The sequence below is a fragment of the Thiomicrorhabdus hydrogeniphila genome (assembly GCF_054656895.1).
The window spans coordinates 1,138,701-1,160,541 of record NZ_BAAHXL010000001.1 but is presented as its reverse complement, the minus strand read 5'-3'; the positions used below and the strand labels follow the sequence as shown (position 1 = coordinate 1,160,541).

The following is a 21,841-nucleotide window of genomic DNA, read 5'->3' as shown; positions in this document are numbered from 1 at the left end:
GAAATTAATTAGTTGTATTCAGGAACTTTTATTAGCTCGCTATTGCTTGCAAATAGCTTCTCTTGCATTACCGCAAGCTGAGCCTCTTTCATAAAACCCGCAAAGTCAGTAAGTTCACTTGACCCAAGAATTAGTTCTTCTAGACAATGTTGGTATTTAGGTAGTTGCTGGTAAAAGACATCTTCTCTAGACCCACTTTTAAGCTGATTTAAGCCTATACACTCAAAATCTGGAAGAATGACTGAATCGAGGTTTTTATGTCCAAGCCGACATAGTCCAGCAGGATCAAAATCGAAAAAGCCAATTCGTTCTCCAGAGAATTTTTGCAAAAACTCGATCGATGCTTTCGTTGAAAAAATTCCTGTGCCGCCTCTATAAATCAACAACGCATCATTGTTTAGCAAAGTAGTGAATTGTTTGTAGTCTTCGGCCTTTAAAAACAGTTCTAAGTTTTCGATTAAAACTACTTGTGAGCCATCTAACTGGAGTGCCTGTTCAACTTTAAACTCAATGCCGTGAAAAGCTGGAAAAGTAACACCATGAAGTTCAAAGAATTCGTTAATAGATTTCACCAAAACACGGTCATGGGTAACTGTAGTCGTTGCCATTTTTTCGCTTGGTAAGCTTTCTGCCGCATGAGCTCTCGATGAGAAATCGTATTCTGTAGAAGTACGAGGATAACCATTAATATCTAAGAAGCCTTCAATTCTGGATAAATCAGAAGTTTCAAAGACTAACTTTTTACCCTGAATTAAGCCAATCATTTCTGATTCATAGAAATCCTTCCAGACTTGGCTTAAAGCAACAGCAGTCGGTATCCCTTCCTCTAAGATCTTTTGTAGGCGTTGTAGTTGCTGCTTAGAAAGCTTCATGCCGCCCTGCCCTTTAGTATCTGGATTTTGATATCAGCGAGCACATATATATCGGAGTGAATCGATACTGTATTCTCAATCGACTTGATGGAGCAACGCCACTCACTTCCATTAAGGTCTTTGGCTAGTTCATTTAACCAACGATTTGCGTATGCAAGCCAAGCATCCTGACTTAACAGTTCTTTTAGATTGTGGCTTTGGTGCCAGAAGTCGATAACGGATATTGGATTGTTTGAATTAACAATAAGTTTAGAAAAATCAGATTTACATAATTCTAATTTGGTCCAGAATCGTTCTTCATCATTCATATCTACAGTATCAACTTCCAGAGCAATATTTTCAGAACTCTCTGTTGAATAAATCTCTACATCTGGCATTGAGATTTGTGTAACTAGATCTTTAAAGCGACTTTGATTAATGTAACGCTCATCATCAAGGCGGTAACCTGCTTTAATTTGAGGTACTGCATTTTTTACAAGTAGACTAGCAAAATCTTCAACAAACAACGATTCTGTGTTGGGCTGAAAAGCTTTCTCTTCCAATGCATTGAGAATGCGTTTAAGACGACGAGTTCTTAATTCAATCCTACGGAATGAGAGACTTAACTTTTGGATTTTCCGAATCACCAAACCCAAGTAATTTCGCAATGCACTTAGTTTTGCGTCTAGAACCACTAGGATAATTCTTTCTAACTCAGGATGATTGGTTAGCTCTTTTAACTCTCGGTAAGTTAAACGGTTCAGTTTTTCAAGAATTTCTTGAGTATGGTTCAGATAGAAATCCGTTTCAGAAATCTTGTCTTCAAGTCGTTTAATATGCCCGAATTCATTACTTACCTGAAAATCTATATCCCGTATTGAGCCTTTTAAGTTCGAGGTAAGTTGATGAATATAACGGTAGATAAACCGCTTAACGGCAAAAATCTCAGTATCGTTTTCGGTAGCTACACGGGCAAAATGCTCACAGCGGTGTTTAAATTTAGATACCCACTCACCAATATCTGGGGTTGTATTGGCTTCGTAATTTGAGGAATGAATTGCACTTCTTAACAATTCAAAGTTTTCTCCTGGAAAGAAACTATTGTGCTCTAATTCCTCAACAATGCGCGAGTTCTTGAGTAAGCCCAAGCTTTGCGATATTACATCTAACTCTATCGGGTCAGCTTCAACCAAATCAAGATTGGCTAGCAGTTCAGCATTTTTCGCGATAGCCTCACCAAGCTTTTTAATTTCCTCTGCATTCACACCACAAGTTCCTTTTGAGGACCACTGCTTTGATCTATTAGACTTGGAGCTTGGTGTTGAACAATCTCTTCAAACAATTTGATGTAATAAGCTAACTTGCCTGTGACAGTATAGTGAGTTCCAGAACCATCAGACAGCAGGAAACCTTCTTCCTCCATGGCTTTAAGAGTTGCACTGAGTTTTTCACTTAGGCTAGATTTCGAGCGAGCTGTCTTGAATAATCCATGTGAAGTTAGGGTCCTAAGTGATTCTTTAATAACTTGACTATTTTCAATTGAGGTAATCAATTCCGAATAACGGTAGATATGCTCAATATCCGCATACTGATCATCGTTATTTGCCTGAGCAATAAAGTCTAAAAATGCCAGTAAGGGATGCATTAAGTTAACAATGTATTGGAGGTGTGTTTTTAGTGCTTTAGCATCCTCTTTTGAATCTAAGTTGTCATAGGCTGCATAAAAATAAGTTTGTTGCTCATCACTGGCCAGTTGCATCCCAACATAGCCCAATGCATCCTCTGCATAATCTTGTCCAGCATGTGTGGCAAGCCAGTCAACGGCTTTTTCATCCTTGACAATACATAAAACTTCGCCACGGATAAGCTGTCTAAGCCAATTCTTTTCTTCCATTATTACCCCCCCGCGGCTTCCAAAAAGGCCTCACCAGCCGTTTTAGGTGAATCACTTTGAACCTTGATGATATTTCCTTTTTCAGTGATTTCATAAATATGCCTAAACTGACTAAGAATTTGAGGATCTGTTCTCGGTTCAGCACAGAAAAAATCGACACGTTCTTCTTTTAGGATTCGCATCAGAATTTCAATATTATCTGGATGCAGTTTTCCAATTTCATCGATTGCCCAAACCAGTTTTACATTTTGGCTCTCGCCAAAAGTATTCTTGATTGCCATGTATAGAGAAATCAAAATTAAAAAACTCAGGCCTTCACTACTGATATCTTTCAACTCTTTGTCATTACGAGCACGCCTCAACTGAATGACGCCTGTGTTTTTAACCGCCAACTCGACATCAATAAACTGTTCAAGCTTCATTCCTCGTCCATAACGTTCAATTTGTTTTAACGCCCAAGAAAGCTTTTCAAAATAAGCTTCTGGCAACTCTTCATGGGAAGGTAGGCGTTGAACTTTTCTCGCTTCATCTGCAGCTTGTCGTAAAGCACTTCTAAAGCCCAAACTTTCAATATTGGAAGAAATTCTCGCTTCGATAGATTCAATATTGGAAAAAGCGGTTCCAGACTGGTTTAGCTTGTTAGAGATGCTACGTCCTCGCTCTATAATTCGTTGACCAATGGTTTCTAACTTAGCATCCAATCCAATTACGTCTCCAGCAATTGTATGGAATTCTTGTTGTGTTGCCGTAATCAATCCATCAATGGTACGCATCACGTATTCAAGAGATTCAATTAAATCGCGCCAATTCTGTGTTGATTCAATTTCGCTTAAACCGTTCTCTATCAACATTTCTCTTAGACGCTCTGAAAGCTCTTGGTTATCACGATTTCGCAGAGCGTGCATAAATGATTTATAGCCATCTTGACCTTTTTTGTCTTGTTCAGCCAAATTTAAGTTTAAGCTTGCCACTTCTTCTCTAGCTATTTTTGATACTAAAATGGATTCATTATCAGAAGGCATTAGGTTTTCACATCTAAAATAATTTTCTAACAAGAGCTCAAAGTTTTTGGTTTCTTGGTCACTTTCATCAACTTCTTTATTTAATGCCTCTAAACGTTTTTTTAAGTTTTCCCTAACTTCTTCATGACGGTTTTCCATTTCCGATTTTTGGATATCTAACTGCTCCAGTTTTGAGGTTAACTCAGTCAGTAGTTTTTCCAATTTAGGCTTTTCACTATATTCGCTCTCAAACCAAATAGTGTATTTCTCTACTTCACTCTTAGCGCTTTGAGCGTTTTCCAGTTTATTTGTTAGCTCCTGTAGTTGCAGGGAAAGATTCGAAATCTCTTCTGCTCTAGCACCAGCATCTTTAAGATCCTTTGTTTTGGAATCGTTGATTCTCTTTAGCTCTTGCTTAGTTTCATTTGCAAGACGTTGTAACTCTCCATCTAAAAGAGTCTTTTCATCTACTCGTTGTTGTGCAATCCCATCCAATTTTTCAGTTAGATGCTTTTTAGATAGTTCTAGCTGAGCTTGTTGCTGAGTTTGTAGAGAGTTTTTCTCGACAACTAACGATTGAATTTTGTTTTCTACTAGCTGTTTTTCGTCTTCTAATTCAAGCACAAGCTTTTGCTTTTCAACCTCTAAGTTTTGTTTCATCTCAGTTTGGCGTTTCGTGACACGTTGAAGGTCAGTGTCCAATTCTCGAAGTTGTTGCTCAACATTTGCTAACACATTTCTCTGATTCTCAAACGATTGATTGAGCGTTAGTATTTCGCCTTCTTTTGCCGTTTTTGAAATGTCTAATTCACGAAGTGTTTTACCAATCTCAGCCACTTGTTTTTGCAATTCCGTTTTGTCAGAAATAAGTTGTGCAGGAAACTGGGTGAAATCAAGGTTTAACCCTAGAACATCATTATGATCGCCTGTTAGTTCAAGTTGGTATTTAAGAGGTGTTTTTAAAACTTCCTTGCGCAATACGCGAGCAGCCAATTCAGCTTTTTCTTGAGACAGAGAATTTAGCTGATAATAGAAAGTCTGTTCGAGGTGCTTTAAATCTTCAGTGTTTTCTTCCAGTGTTTGATTGTTTTCGACAATAGATGATTTAATTCTTTCTAACTCTGATAAAGCTGAATTACGCTGATTTTCAGTTGTATTTAATTGATTTTGATGCGTATTTAAACTTTGCAGTAGCTGTGTCTGATTTTGACTGTTATCATCAATCTGAATTTGTAATTTTGCTAAATCCGCTTCAATTTGCTGAGTAAGAGGTGAGATCGGCTGTTGGATTTTTAACTGGATATCAGATTTTTCATCTCTCTGCTGATTAAGTTTTTCGCTGAGTTCTTCTCTGCGAGAATCGAAGTGTGCATAGATGCTAGCTTGTTTCTCAGAGTGCTGAGAATTAAACTCACGTTCCTGTTGATCTATCAAATCCTTTTTCTGATTAAAAGCAGCGTTTAATTCTTCACGTTGTTTCAGTTCACGTTTCTCAGCTTCACTCTCAGCAATTTCATATTGCTTGGTGATATGCTGGAAATTACTTTCAAGGAGTTCTTTCTCAGCCTTAGTCGCACCTACTTGTTCCGTTAAATGAGGTAATTGTTGAACAAGTTGCTGCTTTTCATCTATTCGATTTTTTTGGTAATCATTGAACTGTTTATCGAGCGTTTCAAGACGATTAGTCGGAGTTTTTTGCTCCCCTTTAAGTTCTCCGATCTGATTGAATAGTTGCTCTAATTGGTATCGATGGGTGTCTTCTGTTTCAGACTTTTCATGTAAAAAGTTGTTCTTACGTGAAATTGCTTCTGCTAGAAGTTCTGAATAGTAATGCCAGCTCTGCAAAATTCGGCTGCCTAGAATTTCTTTTTCTTTATCCCAAGTTGTCATTAATGACGAAGCCGTTCTGATTTCATCCAGAATCGGTTTCTTTTCTTTGAAACGTTTAGCCTGACGTAACAGGTTACGTTGCTGAATAAGATAACTAGAATGGAAATTAGAACCGAAATCCTCGCTCAAAAAAGCATCCAGCCCAAGAATGCCGTCGGCAATTAAACTACGAATCGCATGAAAACTTGGCTTATTAGCTAGAATCGATACAGCAATTTTTTCAATGTTGTCTAAACTCTGGTTAGGTTCACAAAGAGAAAACTTCAACTTAGCTTCATTGATTTTTTGGCTATCTCGATCTCGGCCTGAAGTTCTCTTTCCAGATTGAATAACTTCTTTATACTGGCTCCAACTGAAGGCTGGTGAAACCTTGCGTTTCATCACAGTTTGGATATGTGATTTGATTTCTGAACAATCTATAAATTGCCCAGCCGAATTCAGAAATAAACCTTCATCAAAACTTCCTTCACAGAAGTAATAGGTCACTTCATTGCGACCTTTAGCAAAGGCAATGACTAAGAAATCCTGATTGCCTTTTTTGTACTGGTAAACCAAATAGCTTTTAGTAGATGGAAGATAATAATCGGCAAATCGATTATTCTTGCCAGAAATAGAAGCAATCTCTCTCGCAGAGGCACCAAAGAAAAGAAGTAACAACCTAAGAATACTGGTTTTCCCTGCACCGTTTGATCCTTGAATCAAAGCGCCATCATCAACTCTAAATTGATTGATTTTATGACCTCTATAAGAGTTCACCGCAATAATTGAACGTAGAAAATTCATTTATTAATGAGCCTGTAAATAATTTTTATTCGATTACTTATGAGAACACCAATTCCCATAAGTAATTATGAGTTCGATTTTGATTCTACAAATTTGGACTGTACTCAATATTTTTTGATGCTTCGCTGTCACTAAAAATATCAATCATTTTTTCTTTATTTAAAAAAGAATTAACAATATTCATTGGGAACATGGTTATAAACGCATTGAACTCTTCAACATTTGAGTTAAAAATTCGTATTGCCGCACCAACGTTTTCTTCTTGATCTGATATTTCATTAATAATACGATTAGTGACATCCTTCATCTCAAGCTGCGGGTAAGCTTCAGCGACAACATGAATGCCCCCTAAAAAAGTACCCATATTGCGCTGTAAAGATTCAACTTGCTTAACATCAATCTCTTTGGCATCAAGATGGCTAGATGCTTCTTGAAGTTGCTGTGCCATCGTACGTAGTTTAGTTACCTCTGTGATAACACTCTCTTCGTGCCCCTTGTACTGATCTAGAAGTTTGATCACTTCAGGTAGTATTTTTCCTTTTTGACGTTCTTGGGTAACGACATTAGCCCAACCACGCTTTACTGACTCTTTTAGAGAAACAATCTTATTGTAAATATAAATTAGAACAATAGCGAAGATCACAACTCCAACCATTAACATTGAACTATCTTCCATACATAACCCCTTTATTATTGAACGTATTTTTAAACTGCTTTTGCCAAACCATTTTCTTGTTTTATTCGTTTATGGTCTAACAACTCTACAAGCTCCAATGCATGATTAAAATTATGCAGCTCTACCTGTTTTTTTAACTCTTGCTTGAATTCAGATGGGGTTTCATAACCATATTGCCTAGGAGTAAACTTCATTAACTCAGCCTCACTTGTAAAACACATCACATCACCATTAACTTGAACAACCAAGTCTTTGAAGTAATCATGATAGCCCACCATTTGCTCTGAAACTTTAGGTGTCATTATTTTTGCAAGATTCATCTGGTCTGGACCACACATAATTAGTCGTTTATTAAATTCGTTATAAGCAGGCTTATATTGTTCTCCTTGAACCCTAAATAAACCTTTTTTACAAAGGACCATACCCCTTAAGTCAGCCCCAACTCGAATCATCAAACCATATTGTTCATACTCATCTATGGTCTTTTTATCTTTATCAAATGTATCTTTACGCTCAATTTCATAATGATAGTTAAATACCGTTATGTCATCAGAACCATAGGCATAGTTGATAACATTTTTATGGTTACCACGTTTAAACCCATCATAAGAATTTTGCATTTCCTTAATATCAAGAGGCCTTTCTTCAAGACCATAGTTGATTAGAATATTTTTAAAATAAGCATGATCTGATAACTTACCAAGCCTCTGAGTTCTCTCATAGGCGTAAGCAATTAAAGCAAAAGCAATTCCCCCTGAACCAATCCAATACCACCACTCATAACCTTGGTTAAAAAATAAGTATGCCAGACCAGCAAAGGCTAGAAAAAAAGCATAAAGAGTCCAATTGTTATATTTAAGCTCACCTTTATAGTTAGACACTAAATCTGTTGTAGATTGGATTTCTCGCGATGAAGTAGCCGCTGCAACGTCATGATCGATAATATCTAGAAGTGCTGTGAATTCTTTATTACTCATTACATTTACCAAAGATGTTTAATTTTAACTTTTGAAATGCAATAAATTCATACTATAAATTCAACTTGCACCATTTTTAAATAAGCAACTATACCACCACCAGTAGCGATTGTAACCAATAAATAATAACGAATTTTCCTCAATAATCTCTCTTACAAATGCCTTATTGAAAAAAAGCTTAAATATCCAAACTCTCATAAATTTCCTTATAAATGAATTGACTCAATCGCATTGCCGCTTACAATGGCTAAATCAAATAATAAGCAAAATAATAAGTAAATATGAGCAAACCAATTCAGCAAGAAGAAAACCAATTTTTAGCCGACCTAGAGAAAAAACTTTGGACGAGCGCCAATAAACTCCTGCCCTCGTTAGATGCCTCACAATACAAACACGTTATGTTGGGTTTGGTGTTTTTAAAATACGTTTCTGACTCGTTTGGTATTCGTCGTGAAGAACTCACCGCGCAATTTAAAAACCCAGAGCATGATTACTATTTAGACCCTGCGGATTTTGGTGGTGCAGACAGTTCAGAATACCAAGATGAAATAAACACCGAACTTGAAGAACGCGACTACTACGCCGAAGCCAATGTATTTTGGGTGCCAATTCAATCCCGTTGGGAATTTTTACAAAACCAAAACAAAGTCGTCATTACCGGTGAAATTGAAGTTAAAGACGGCAACCACACCAAAAAAATCCGTTCGGTCGGTCAACTGATAGATAACGCCCTAGACGCCATTGAACTAGACAATCCAAAACTTAAAGGTGTGCTCAACAAACGCTACACCCAACTGCAAATAGACCAAGCCAAATTGGGCGAACTGATTGACCTGATCGCTACCATTCCTTTTGTACATAATAGCCTCAGCAGTAAAGACATTCTGGGTCATGTGTACGAATACTTTTTAGGCCAGTTTGCCCTAGCCGAAGGTAAAAAAGGCGGTCAGTTCTACACACCAAAATCCATTGTGAGCTTAATGGTGCAAATGATGGAACCGTTTAAAGGTCGGGTTTACGACCCTGCAATGGGTTCGGGTGGATTCTTTGTGCAGTCCGAACACTTTATTCGGGAACACCAAGGCCGCATTGGCGATGTCTCTATTTACGGTCAAGAATACAACCACACCACTTGGCAACTTGCCGCCATGAACATGGTGATTCGTGGTATCGACTTTAACTTTGGTAAAGAACCTGCCAGCAGTTACACCAACGACCAACACCCAGACTTACGTGCCGACTTTGTCATGGCCAACCCACCTTTCAACATGAAAGAGTGGGACACTGGCGTAGACGACAATGACCCACGTTGGGTTTACGGCAAACCGCCAACAGGCAATGCCAACTTTGCATGGTTACAACACATGCTCTACCACACCGCGCCTAATGGCAGTGTCGGGCTATTGCTGGCCAACGGCTCGATGAGTTCCAATACCAGCGGCGAAGGCGATATTCGCAAAGCCCTAATAGAAGCCGACCTCATCGAATGCATGGTCGCCCTACCTGGTCAACTGTTTACCAACACCCAAATTCCCGCCTGCATTTGGTTTTTAAGCAAAAATAAAAAAGCCAGAACCGCCGCCAGTGGTCGTGAATTACGAGATAGAAGTGGAGAAGTTTTATTTATCGACGCTCGTAATCTCGGTTATATGAAAGACCGAGTCTTGCGTGACTTTACCCAAGAAGACCTAACGCTCATTACCGATCTATTCCATAATTGGCGCCGGGCAGGAGCCCAAGTGTCGCGAAGTCCAGGGATGGACGAGAGCGACCAGACAAAAGTCGACTTTGAAAACCAAGCAGGCCTGGTAAAAAGTGTCAAACTTGACGAGATTCAAAAGCACGATTATGTGTTAACCCCTGGGCGTTATGTCGGTGCTGCAGAACAAGAAGACGATGGCGAACCCTTTGCAGAAAAAATGACCAGACTCACCGCACAACTCAAAACACAATTTGAAGAAAGCGACAAACTAGAAGCCGAGATCAAAAAGAACTTGGCGGGGTTGGGTTATGAGTAATGATTGGAATACTAAACCACTCGGTGAGTTAGCTGAGAATATTTCACGCCGTTTCGATTTTTCAAATAAAGAAAAAGTAATCTTCATAAATACTGGTGATGTATTGGAAGGTAACTTTTTACATCGCGAATATTCAGAATCTTCAACATTACCTGGTCAGGCAAAAAAAGCGATTAAAAAAGGGGATATTCTTTACAGTGAGATAAGACCTGGAAATAAGAGGTATGTTTTAATTGATTTCGATGCGGACGATTATGTAGTATCCACTAAATTCATGGTCATAAAAGCAAAAGAAAAAATCCTTCCTGAGTATTTATATCTAATACTTACAAGTCAAGAATGTGAACAAGAATTCAAATTAATAGCTGATTCCAGATCAGGAACATTTCCACAAATTACTTTTGATTCAGTGACTTATTATCCTATTAAATACCCTGTAAAAGAAGAACAACAAAGGTTAGTTAATATTGCAGGGAGTATTACAGGTAAAATCGAACTCAACCGCCAAACCAATCAAACCCTTGAACAAATCGCTCAAGCACTATTTAAAAGCTGGTTTGTCGATTTCGACCCCGTAAAAGCCAAAATCGCCGCCAAACAAGCAGGCGGCACCGCCGAACAAATAGAACGCGCCGCCATGGCCGCCATCAGCGGAAAAACCGAAGAAGAACTAGACAAACTGACCCTAGAACAATACACAAACCTAAAAACCACCGCCGCCCTCTTCCCCGAAACCATGAAAGACTCAGAGCTCGGTGAAATTCCAGAGGGGTGGGAAGTGAAATCATTTGGAAATTATTTAGATACTATTTCTAAAACTTACCCTCTAAAAGGTACGAATGAAGTTGTGTTCTTGAACACTGGTGATATTCAAGATGGTAAATTTCTGCATGAGAATTATTCTTCCTCAGAAAGTTTGCCTGGCCAGGCCAAGAAATCAATCCAAAAGCATGACATTCTTTACAGCGAAATTAGACCAATAAACCGTCGTTTCGCCTATGTGACTTTTGACGCCGATGATTATGTGGTCTCGACAAAGTTAATGGTGCTTCGATCAAATGGAAAAATTCCTTCAGAGGTACTTTATTTCTTACTAACGAGACAATCTGTTTTAGATGAATTGCAAATTGTTGCGGAATCACGGTCTGGAACTTTTCCGCAAATTCGTTTTGAAAACATATCTAAAACGGAGTTTATTGGCCCTGAAGACAATAAGCTTTTTGCATTCTTTAATCAGAATTTACTTTTGAATAATTTTGAACTCCAAAATACAAACAATTCAGAATCAAAAGAACTAGTGGCGGTAAGAGATGCGTTATTACCCAAACTATTATCTAACAATATTATTCGGAAGGTATGTGCGTAATGAAGAATGGATTTATTTACCCAATGGTTGATTCATTAGTTAAGTTTCTTTACTACTGTAACTTAGTTGAGCTTTTTAAATACATTGGAAGATATTACACTCACCTTTCTAATGCTCGTTCTGGTGAGAAAGTGTCAAGAGATGATTTAATTCAAGGTAGTAATATTGCCATAGACATATTCCAGGTTTCAAAATGGGTGTTGCTTATTTATTTGTGGGTAACTAACAACAATAGCACTACATCTTTCTTGATTATCGCCTATTTGATGTTCACTAATTTATTCACTTATTTTTACTATCATGTATGGGGAAGTAAGTTTTCACAAAGACTGGATAAAGATACTTTAAATAGAAAGTTCGTAAATTTTTTACTTGCAGTATCTTTTTATTTAGCTTGTTATGCGTATTTATATCACTGTCATTACAGTGATTTTATTAGTTGGCCCGATGGTCAAATAGACTGGGTAAATGCTACTTATCTCAGTGTTTCAACGACTTTTACTCTTACTTATGGAGGGTTCTCTCCTCTTACTCAACAAATCCGAATTATATTCATGACCGAGCTGGTCACAACGTTCTTATTTTTAGCAATTATTATAAGTAATTCAGTGCCCAACCATGCTCAACACCAAGCTAACCAACATGATACTCAGGAGAATGTAAAGTGAGTTATAGAAACAAAACATATATCATTTTTGATGCTGACAGTGATATGCACTACTACAGGTTGATGACCGCATGGAATAATAATGATAAGTTTGTTTTTAATTTCCATAATGCACACGATCTGAACAGTCTCACGTATCGAGCTTCTGAAGAACAAATAAAAAGGAAATTGCGTGAAAGAATGGCTCAAACTAAACAGGTTATAGTTTTAGTTGGTGAAAGTACAAAGAATTTACATAAATTTGTACGATGGGAAATAGAAGTGGCTATTAGCATGGATTTACCAATCATCGCTGTCAACTTAGACAAATCAAATTCTGCAACTGCTAAGACGCCCCCAATCCTCAAAAATGAAAGCTATTTTGTAAGCGTTCCTTTTGAAGTATTAAAAGTTAAATATGCGCTTGATAATTTTCCTTCAGAGTATCACCGTGAAAAAAATAACGTTCCAAGTTCAAGGAATTATGACTGGTCAAATAGAAAGCTATCATAGTAATTGAATGACAAAAGTTGAGAACAAATAAATGATCACTGAATGATTAGGGTAAGAGTTAAATTAATTTTATCAGCCACCAGGCCTGGTGAAATTTATTGAATTTAAAAGGGTTTTATATGCGTTTTACCGTGGGTTTAATTTTAGTTGGTTTTGTTGTTTTATGGGCTTTAGCCATTGCGTATTTTTCGGGTGGTTTGAGCCTGATTTGGTTACCTGAAAGTATTACTAAACTCAGCTTGCCTGCCAGCACGGCGGATTTAGGAAACTCGTTAACCGTGTTAGATGGTTTGTTTACGTCTATCGCCATCGTGCTTGGTTTAGTGGCGATTTTGTTTCAGGGTAAAGAACTTAAAGCCTCGACCGATGCTCAGACTTTACAGGCAAAGGCCCTGACTGAACAAATTAAACAACAAGAAGCATCGAATCAACTAGGTGCTTATTCGGCACGACTACAATTTTTATCGTCAGAAATTGAGCACATGGAAAATAGAGTTCCAGATATGGTACTCAAAGCAGAATCCTTAAAACAAAGTAATAAACCGGATGATGCCTCAGAGCAATGGAAGTTAATCAAAAATACCCGTGCAAAAATTGAACGCTTTCGTAAACAGGCAAACGAAATAGATACTCATATTCAATCGCTTTTAGAAGCTAAATAGATTAAGTCAGTACTAATTTAGTTATTTAATAAACTTACGTATTAGAACATAGAGAAATCGCATGAAAATCAGAACGATACTTGAAAAAATAGATGAAAAACAATTATTTGTACCTGCTTTCCAGCGAGAGTATGTATGGAAACGAAACGATGCCAAACAACTCATTGACTCTTTAATTAAAGAATACCCAACGGGTACTATGCTCACTTGGGAAACCTCTAATCCGCCTGAATTAAAGGGGCCTCATAAGTACAGCGAAACACAAGGTTCGGTTAAATTACTTCTAGATGGACAGCAACGTATTACGACGCTTTATATGCTTATACGTGGCGAAGTTCCTTCTTACTATGCTCTGCCTGAGATTCTAAATGATACTCGTGGGCTGTTTGTAAACTTAGACACCTTAGAGCTGTCTTATTACATGAAGACTAAAATGGAGAACAACCCCTTTTGGCAAAATATTACTGATATTTTTCAAAGAAAAATCCGTACAAGAGATATTGTTAGAGCTCTTGAAGAACAAGATGAAGATGTAACTAGAGACCTTGAAGATCGTATTGATGACAATACTAGATCAATAGAAAATGTTGTTGAAAGAGAGTTTCCAGAACAAATAATACCTGCTAAAGCCGCGATTAAAGAAGCCATTGATATTTTTTACAAGGTCAATGCAAGCGGGGTAGCTTTGACTGAAGCAGAATTAGCTTTAGCTCAAATTTCTGGTTATTGGCCAGAGGCTAGAGACCAATTTAAATCTAAGTTAAAAGATCTAGCACAACAAGGTTTTGTTTTTAAACTGGACTTTATGGTGTATGCATTACTTGGCTGTATGTACCACTTAGGCTCGGATATGCGTAAGCTACATGGCCCTGAAAATTTAACGTCTCAGGTTAACGAAAATGGTGATGTGGTCAGAGAAGGAATTAAAGAGGCCTGGGGTAAATTAGACAAATATATTCTTGATTACGTAATGAATTTAATGCGAACTAAAGCATACGTGGATCACTCCTCTGAAATTAACTCGGTTTACGCACTCATTCCTATTATTTCATTTTTTTATCATAAACACGGTGAAACGGTTGGTGAACCGCAATTGTGGCGGATTGTAAAATGGTTCTATTATTCTCAAATTAGAACTCGTTATGTCAGTCAGTTGCCTCAAAAACTGGATTTTGATTTACGCATAATAAAAGAAAGTGACCGTCCATTTGAACAGCTACTTGGCGTTATTGCTGAAGAACGTAGACTAGAAATAACGCCTGATGAATTTGTTGGTCGATCTATTTCTCACCCTCTATTCGGTTTAACAAAGTTTTACTTAAAAAGCCGTGGGGCAACCTGTTTTACAACTGGATTAGGCCTGCATAAAAACATGGGCGAGAAATACCAACTGGAAAACGATCATATCTTCCCTTCTGCCATTTTAAAAATCCATGGCTATGGTCGCGACAATCGACTTAAATATGCATTGGCACAAGAGTTAACAAATCGTGCTTTTTTAACTCAACTTGCCAATAGAAGAAAATCTGCAACACCAGCCGTTGACTACCTAAAAGAGATTAAAGAAAAATCTCCAGGTGCTCTAGAAAAACAGTGCATACCAACTGATGAGTCTTTATGGGAAATTGAAAATTATGAACAGTTTCTTGCTACTCGCCGCAATTTATTAGCAACAAATTTAAATAAATACCTAAGCGATTTGGCTAACATCACCGAAGAACAGTATGGGTCTGCGACTTTAGAAGAAATGATTTCTGATGGCGAAAGTGAAGAACTTGAGTTTAAATCTTCTTTAAGATGGGATTATAAAGAAGGTTGCATCAACAAGGTCTTAGAAGCTGTCATTGTTAAAACCGTTTCTGCTTTTGCTAATTCAGAAGGCGGTACGTTATTAATAGGTGTTGATGACGATGGTAATGCACTGGGATTGGAAAATGATTACGCGTCCCTTAAAGCCGATAAGGATAAATTTGAATTACATCTTAGAAATTTACTTAATGAAAATATAGGTGTGTCTTTTATTGCGAGCGCAGTAAAAATTCAATTCCCTTTAGTAAATAATATTGAAATTTGCCAGGTGGATATTGCTATGTCCAAGACCCCAATTGTGTTAAATGTTAAAGATAAAAATGGCATGAAGCACGAAAAAATTTATGTAAGAAGCGGTAATTCATCTCTAGAGTTGACCATGAGTGAATTTAATCATTACCGTAAAGGCCGATTTGATTAGGATATATGATGATTACCGAAGACCAACTAGAACAACTTAGCCTTGAATGGTTTAAATCACTAGACTATGAGTACGCCAATGGCTATGACATTGCACCCGATGGCATCACACCTGAACGCAGTGACTATCGCCAAATTGTTCTATTTGGTCGGTTATTAAATCAACTGCAAATCATTAACCCGCACATCCCTGCTTCGGTTTTAGAATCAGTCGCTCATCAAATCGCTAAACCTGAAACCCCAATACTGATTAAAAACAACAAGACCTTTCACCAATGGTTATTAGAAGGCGTTAAGGTCAGCTTTAAAGATCAAGGCGAAGATAAAACCGATTATGTGCAGCTAATTGATTTTAGCCACACTACTAATAATCAGTTTTTGGTGGTGAATCAATTTACCATTATGGGCACTAAAGGCAATCGTCGTCCCGATGTGATTGTGTTTATTAACGGCTTGCCATTGGCCGTTTTGGAATTAAAAAACCCAGCTGATAGCCATGCAGATATTTGGCAGGCTTACCAACAGTTACAAACCTATAAAGATGAAATCCCCGATCTATTTACCTTTAACGAAGCGTTAGTAGTCAGCGATGGTTTAAATGCCCGTATTGGGTCTTTAACCGCGAATAAAGAGCGTTTCTTACCTTGGCGAACAGTAGCAAATGAAGACGACCAACCTTTGTTTGAATATCGCTTAGAGACTTTAATAAAAGGTTTTTTTAACCCTGATCTATTTTTAGATTACATACATTTCTTTGTGTTGTTTGAACAAGACGGCGATAAAACCATTAAGAAGATTGCGGGTTATCACCAATTTCATGCGGTGCGTGAAGCTGTTAAAGCCACAATGATTGCCGCACAAGAAGTGAAAAGCAGTGTTGCTGAACCAAGAGCCAACTATGGGAATGAAGTGGTGCCTGGGTCTCGTAAGGCGGGTGTGGTTTGGCATACGCAAGGATCGGGCAAGTCGATTTCTATGGTGTGTTATGCAGGTAAATTATTAGCCCAACCCGAAATGAACAACCCAACCATTGTGGTGGTCACCGACCGTAATGATTTAGACGGTCAGCTCTTTAACACGTTTAAAATGGCCTCTGAAACCTTAAAGCAAACACCTATTCAGGCAGGTGATCGTGATGAATTGCGTGACATTTTAGCGTCGCGTCAATCGGGCGGAATTATTTTTACCACCATCCAAAAATTTGCGTTACTGGCAGAGGAATCACACCACCCTATTTTAAGTCAACGCCACAACATTGTGGTCATCAGTGATGAAGCACACCGTAGCCAATATGGTGACAAAGCCAAACTAAACACCAAAACTGGCGAATATACGTTTGGCTATTCCAAACATTTACGCGATGCCCTACCACAAGCCTCTTTTATTGGTTTTACAGGAACCCCAATTTCTGCCGACGATAAAGACACCCGAGCGGTATTTGGGGGTTATGTCTCTATTTATGACATTCAAGATGCCGTGGATGATGGGGCAACGGTTCCAATTTATTACGAATCACGCTTAGCAAAACTGGACATTAACGAAGCCGATATTGAGACCTTAAATGAAGATGTCGAAGAAGTCATGGAAGATGAAGAAGACATCCCTACCCGTGAAAAAACTAAATCTAAATGGGCGGCTTTAGAAAAGTTGGTAGGCAGTGCTCCTCGAGTGGAGCAAGTAGCTAAAGATTTAGTTCACCACTTTGAAAACCGGATTGCGACCATGCCAGGTAAAGGCTTAATTGTAAGCATGAGCCGTGAGATTTGTGTAGATATATATGATGCGATTGTGGCGATTAAACCGGAGTGGCATGATAGCGACCCGCATAAAGGTGCCATTAAAATTGTAATGACAGGTTCGGCTTCTGATAAAGCGAAACTGCAACCGCACATTTATAATAAAGAGATAAAAAAACTGTTTGAGAAACGGTTTAAAGACGTTAACGATCCACTGCAATTGGTGATTGTTCGCGATATGTGGCTAACAGGTTTTGATGCACCCAATTGCCACACCATGTATATCGACAAACCAATGAAAGGCCATAATTTAATGCAGGCCATTGCCCGCGTGAACCGAGTGTTTAAAGATAAGCCTGGCGGTTTAGTGGTGGACTACATTGGCATTGCTAGTGAATTAAAACAAGCTCTAAAAACCTATACCGACTCTAAAGGTAAAGGCACCCCTACCTTAGATACTCACGAAGCCTTTGCTATTTTGCTGGAAAAAATGGATATTGTTCGCGGTCTGTTTCATGGCTTTGATTACAGTGATTATGAAACCAAAGCGTTGCATTTATTACCTGGTGCCATGAACCATATTCTAGGATTAAACGATGGTAAAAAACGCTATTTAGATGTAATGGCGGCCATTAGTAAAGCCTTTACATTATGCGGCACCATGGATGAAGCAGAACCACTGAAAAAAGAAATCGCTTTTCTGTCTGCGGTTAAAGCGGCGATTACCAAATTTACTGTGGTGGATAAACGTCTAACTGACGAAGACAAAAATTCTGCCCTTAAGCAGATCATAGACAATGCGATTGTGGCTGATGGCGTGGCCGATGTCTTCGATTTAGCAGGCCTGGATAAACCCAATATTGGTTTATTATCGGACGAGTTTTTAGAAGATGTAAAAAACCTACCACAGAAAAACTTGGCAATGGAACTCTTAGAAAAGCTATTGCGTGATGAAATCAAAGCCCGTATGAAAACCGATATCGTTTCTGAAAAGAAATACTCTGATCGCATTATGGAAACGTTACGTAAGTACCATAACCGAGCGATTGAAACAGCTCAAGTTATTGAGGAACTGATCGCCCTAGCTAAAGAGATGGAAGCCGATTTGGAGCAAGCTGATAAACTTGGACTGAATCCCGATGAAATCGCCTTTTACCGTGCCTTGATTCAAAACGAATCGGCAGTGCGTGAATTAGGGGATAACAATTTACGAGACCTCGCCAAGTACATCACCGAGCATTTACGCAAAAGCACCACGGTAGACTGGCAGGTAAGAGACAGTGTAAGAGCCAAATTACGCAATCTAGTACGACGAGCCCTAAGAAGATGGAAATACCCACCCGATAAAGCCGAAGAAGCCATAGAGCTTTGTTTAAGACAAGCTGAGGCGTTAAGCCAGAGATGGAGTGCTTAAACAGTCCAAGAAGAAGGTCAAATTGAGTAACGGTCAGATTAATTCTGAAGGCTTCACTTTATTTAAATATTTCTAAATATATTTATAGTTCACTGCCATATTACTTTTTTCTTTTTTCGAGATAAGTCATAACGGCTAAATAGACCGTTAAGATAAATAATGGCCAAAACAAATTTGAATCTAGTATTTCCTGAAACATACACCCTCCTTTATTTTCGAGTTAAACTTGATGAGCACTTAGGACACGAAAGAACATAGTTAAAAATTTAATTTTCTAGATATTATTAATTGCAAGCATTTTGCATTTTGCAAAAAATGCATTTACATTCAAAAAAATGCTCTGCGAAAATTTGTTTTTGTCGAAGAGTTACTTCTGGAAACGCTTTAACTAATGCAAGAGAATCTTTAACTGAAAACTCAGAACCCAAATATGAAATTGTAATTTCTTCGCCTTCGCCTATATCCTCTAAAGCATGAATTTTCCCTATGCAGCTTGTTTCTGTTAGTTCATTTGTTACATAAGCATTTGGAATGCAAGAATGGTTCATTGCTGAAATAAACTCATATAGAACGCAGCCAAAATTATTTAATTTGTAGGTTAAAAAAAAGTTATTGGTTACGACTTTGTAATAAAGTTTTAGTACTTCGTTTATCCTATACCCCAGTTTTTGTTCAAGACTTTTTAAAATTTTTTTGTCTGTTTCATCCAATACAAACCCTGTGTTGGAATGAAGTTTCAGGAGTTCAAACCTATGTTTAAATTGGTGGTTCGAAATCATATTAAATAGTTCAAAAGTTAATACCCAGGGCCATCCAAATCTTTGTGCAAGTTCAAATTGAATTTGATGTTTTGAACTAACAATAGCAAAAGGTGATTCCTCAAGAATAATTTGCCCTTTTTTAATCGACGATTTTGCAACCAGACTTCTATAGCCTTTATTTATTTGAATCGATACTGTTTGTAACATTTTTTATTCCAGGAACTTAAACAATACAAAAGAAGTTAATTAGCAACCTTTTTAACACCCACAGGTACCCCCTTAAACCGACATATGCTTTGAAGAAATTTGAAAGATTTATTAGAAAGAAACTTTGGCTTATACATTCGGATTTGATTTTTGGGAGATGTGCTCCGTTCCATTAAGTATTCACAGATTTCAGTTTTTTGTTCAAGGGAACAATTAGGGTATTTAATGATAAACCGCTCATACGCTAACAGTAGTGCCTCCCATAATGCTAGTTCACCTTCTAGCGATTCTATTGGTTCTTGTGCAAAATCTGACACCCATTCAGAAAAACTCGCTGGTGGAATAAATTCACCGAAAGTTTGAAAAACTTTTTCTATTCGCTCGACTATTTCTGAAGATAGCTCATGTTCGTTTAAAGCTGGAACATAGATTTTATCAACTGGTAAATAAATCGAACCAGGTGTTTCAACACATCCTTCTGAAGGTTCTTCTATTACTGTATCGATTATTGTAGGAAGTATTTTTCCTAGTTTATCTAATGTGTTTCGATTACAACTAGACCCTGTTTCAATTCTCTTGATAGTGCGTTCACCAACACTTGAAAGCTTTGCTAATTTCTCTTGAGAAATTCCTTTTTCATTTCGAACATTCTTTAAACCTTTAATAAAATAGAGCATAATTTTCACCTAACCTATTGTTTTATATATATTTATTAATCATTTACTAGATTTACATTCTAAATCTAGAATCCTGTTTATGTCTAGGGCCACTTTTTTAAATAACAAATAAAGTGTAGAAAATGTATCCAATAAATTGCTCTGAATATATGGCCATTTTTTTCAACATCTACACTTTTATCTTTTTAATCTATTGCTTCTTTAACTCATATTGAGTTGATTGAAAATCTAAAACGACGAATGGCGTAAATTGCTCGTCAAATAGTACGATGAGAAGTTCGCCTTTTGCGTTAATGTAATATTCATCCTTTGTCATAAGTTGTTCATAACGTTCACGATTGAGACATTTCCTCATAATTTTGGGAAAACCCTTTACTAAAGCAAGCTGCCCCGAGTCGTTTAAATTAAAATCCACTGCCTGTATCTGAATTACAGGCTCTTGTGAAATGAATTCAATTTCTTTATTCGTTAGATTGCATACATCTATAACCATGTTTTACCTCCTTCAATTAATGTTTTGTTTCAATACGAAATTGAGTAGAATCGAAACGCATGATATCTATAACATTCCCTTCCGAATTCAGAATTTGAACTGTTAAACTGCCATCTTCGTGAAGATATGCTTTTTCCGAATAAACGGTATCTACTGACGTTTTTCCATGGTGGTTAGAAACGAGTTCTACAGCACTTTTGCTATAGTGTTTAAACCCTGATAAATTAAATGCAATTGTTGATAATGAAATTAACTTTACGTTTTCCATTGCTAGCTCCTTGGCTTTTTATTAGTTAATAAATACTCAAGATTAGAATGATTTTTTTATTATTGAATCAATCTCATCTCTTAAAGAAATAACGGAATTTCGCCCGGAAATACGACCCTAAATATGAAAGAAATTTAAAAAAATTAATGTTTTTTTCACCTTGATTGAAAGAATATAAATAAACTTAATTCAGATAAAAGCCGTTGTATTTTTTGATGGATGCTTAATCTCATACTCGGATTTTTACACCCTATTATTTTGCAGATAGATTATGTTTTACCTTTTAATAATCAGCCGATTTATGTACAAAGAGATGCTAAGAAAAAAGCTATTTCAAACTTTTTGTAATGTTTGTGAGATTAGTGAATGGCTTTAGCCATTCACTAATTGAGAGCATGAAATATTAAGATTAATATTGCATGCGGTTGTGAACAAAGTTAAGTGACGTCCAGGAACTTAAACTTTGTGAGAGTCAAAATAAAGCGTATGTTCAAGTAGCGTTTTTTGACGGTCGTGACGAACGAACAACCCCACGTTGTGAGAAGCCTTATTCCTCCCCCAGGCGGAATAAGGGTGTTGAGGAGAGCATAAAAACATCCCCAAGGATGTTTTAGCAGGTTTGTCGCCCACGACAAAGCTAGCGTTATGCAGAGCGCCCCTCGGCAAGCCGAGTCCGTTAGTCTGCAATAGGCTGAAACTTGCTCGTTTTGCCTCGCAAAAAAGAGCTAAGACTATCCATGGATATGGATGTCGGGTTGAAGCATTGCGGAGTAATGGAC

The 21,841-nt window shown here is 37.6% G+C and carries 17 protein-coding genes; 7 read left to right on the top strand and 10 right to left on the bottom strand.

The features are described 5' to 3' along the window. Positions 1-8: 8 nt before the first annotated feature. From ACYQ0E_RS05140 to ACYQ0E_RS05115, 6 genes are all read right to left on the bottom strand, one after another. Positions 9-872, bottom strand: coding sequence for a DUF7281 domain-containing protein (locus ACYQ0E_RS05140; protein WP_460187170.1), 864 nt, complete (start codon positions 870-872; stop codon positions 9-11). Next, entirely contained in the window at positions 869-2,116 is a 1,248-nt protein-coding gene (locus ACYQ0E_RS05135) for a hypothetical protein (protein WP_460187169.1), read from the bottom strand. Before ACYQ0E_RS05135 ends, ACYQ0E_RS05140 begins: the two co-directional genes overlap by 4 nt. Continuing rightward, complete coding sequence (locus ACYQ0E_RS05130; protein ID WP_460187168.1) at positions 2,113-2,745, bottom strand: condensin complex protein MksE; 633 nt, start codon at positions 2,743-2,745, stop codon at positions 2,113-2,115. The genes ACYQ0E_RS05135 and ACYQ0E_RS05130 overlap by 4 nt, the downstream gene beginning before the upstream one ends. A gap of 2 nt (positions 2,746-2,747) precedes the next feature. Continuing rightward, positions 2,748-6,419 carry an ATP-binding protein gene (locus tag ACYQ0E_RS05125; protein ID WP_460187167.1) on the bottom strand — a complete coding sequence of 1,224 codons (3,672 nt, stop codon included), beginning with the start codon at positions 6,417-6,419 and terminating at the stop codon, positions 2,748-2,750. A gap of 85 nt (positions 6,420-6,504) precedes the next feature. After that, positions 6,505-7,095 (bottom strand): LemA family protein, encoded by a 591-nt coding sequence (locus tag ACYQ0E_RS05120; RefSeq protein WP_460187166.1) that lies wholly within the window; start codon positions 7,093-7,095, stop codon positions 6,505-6,507. 29 nt (positions 7,096-7,124) lie between these two features. Continuing rightward, positions 7,125-8,072, bottom strand: coding sequence for a hypothetical protein (locus ACYQ0E_RS05115; protein WP_460187165.1), 948 nt, complete (start codon positions 8,070-8,072; stop codon positions 7,125-7,127). A gap of 281 nt (positions 8,073-8,353) precedes the next feature. On the opposite strand from ACYQ0E_RS05115, the gene ACYQ0E_RS05110 reads away from it, so the two are divergent. The 7 genes from ACYQ0E_RS05110 (at position 8,354) to ACYQ0E_RS05080 (ending at position 18,656) form a co-directional block, all read left to right on the top strand. After that, positions 8,354-10,090, top strand: coding sequence for a class I SAM-dependent DNA methyltransferase (locus ACYQ0E_RS05110; RefSeq protein WP_460187164.1), 1,737 nt, complete (start codon positions 8,354-8,356; stop codon positions 10,088-10,090). Continuing rightward, positions 10,083-11,456 (top strand): restriction endonuclease subunit S, encoded by a 1,374-nt coding sequence (locus ACYQ0E_RS05105; RefSeq protein ID WP_460187163.1) that lies wholly within the window; start codon positions 10,083-10,085, stop codon positions 11,454-11,456. The genes ACYQ0E_RS05110 and ACYQ0E_RS05105 overlap by 8 nt, the downstream gene beginning before the upstream one ends. Beyond that, positions 11,456-12,124, top strand: coding sequence for a hypothetical protein (locus tag ACYQ0E_RS05100; protein WP_460187162.1), 669 nt, complete (start codon positions 11,456-11,458; stop codon positions 12,122-12,124). Before ACYQ0E_RS05105 ends, ACYQ0E_RS05100 begins: the two co-directional genes overlap by 1 nt. Continuing rightward, positions 12,121-12,615 (top strand): TIR domain-containing protein, encoded by a 495-nt coding sequence (locus tag ACYQ0E_RS05095; RefSeq protein ID WP_460187161.1) that lies wholly within the window; start codon positions 12,121-12,123, stop codon positions 12,613-12,615. The genes ACYQ0E_RS05100 and ACYQ0E_RS05095 overlap by 4 nt, the downstream gene beginning before the upstream one ends. A gap of 119 nt (positions 12,616-12,734) precedes the next feature. Next, complete coding sequence (locus ACYQ0E_RS05090) at positions 12,735-13,277, top strand: hypothetical protein (RefSeq protein ID WP_460187160.1); 543 nt, start codon at positions 12,735-12,737, stop codon at positions 13,275-13,277. A 61-nt stretch (positions 13,278-13,338) separates the two neighbouring features. Then, positions 13,339-15,507: a GmrSD restriction endonuclease domain-containing protein gene (locus ACYQ0E_RS05085; RefSeq protein ID WP_460187159.1), complete on the top strand. Its 2,169-nt coding sequence runs from the start codon at positions 13,339-13,341 to the stop codon at positions 15,505-15,507. 8 nt (positions 15,508-15,515) lie between these two features. After that, entirely contained in the window at positions 15,516-18,656 is a 3,141-nt protein-coding gene (locus ACYQ0E_RS05080) for a type I restriction endonuclease subunit R (protein WP_460187158.1), read from the top strand. 284 nt (positions 18,657-18,940) lie between these two features. Here ACYQ0E_RS05080 and ACYQ0E_RS05075 read toward each other — a convergent pair whose 3' ends face one another. The 4 genes from ACYQ0E_RS05075 to ACYQ0E_RS05060 all read right to left on the bottom strand — a co-directional run bounded on the left by ACYQ0E_RS05075 (position 18,941) and on the right by ACYQ0E_RS05060 (position 21,062). After that, the gene (locus ACYQ0E_RS05075; RefSeq protein WP_460187157.1) at positions 18,941-19,624 is read right to left on the bottom strand and encodes an SET domain-containing protein; all 684 of its coding nucleotides are present in this window, start codon (positions 19,622-19,624) and stop codon (positions 18,941-18,943) included. Positions 19,625-19,659: 35 nt separating this feature from the next. Beyond that, a complete protein-coding gene (locus ACYQ0E_RS05070; RefSeq protein WP_460187156.1) occupies positions 19,660-20,301 on the bottom strand; it encodes a helix-turn-helix domain-containing protein in 642 nt (213 codons plus the stop codon). A gap of 190 nt (positions 20,302-20,491) precedes the next feature. Beyond that, positions 20,492-20,794 carry a hypothetical protein gene (locus ACYQ0E_RS05065; protein WP_460187155.1) on the bottom strand — a complete coding sequence of 101 codons (303 nt, stop codon included), beginning with the start codon at positions 20,792-20,794 and terminating at the stop codon, positions 20,492-20,494. Between the two features lie 16 nt (positions 20,795-20,810). Then, positions 20,811-21,062, bottom strand: coding sequence for a hypothetical protein (locus tag ACYQ0E_RS05060; protein ID WP_460187154.1), 252 nt, complete (start codon positions 21,060-21,062; stop codon positions 20,811-20,813). Between the last annotated feature and the right edge of the window lie 779 nt (positions 21,063-21,841).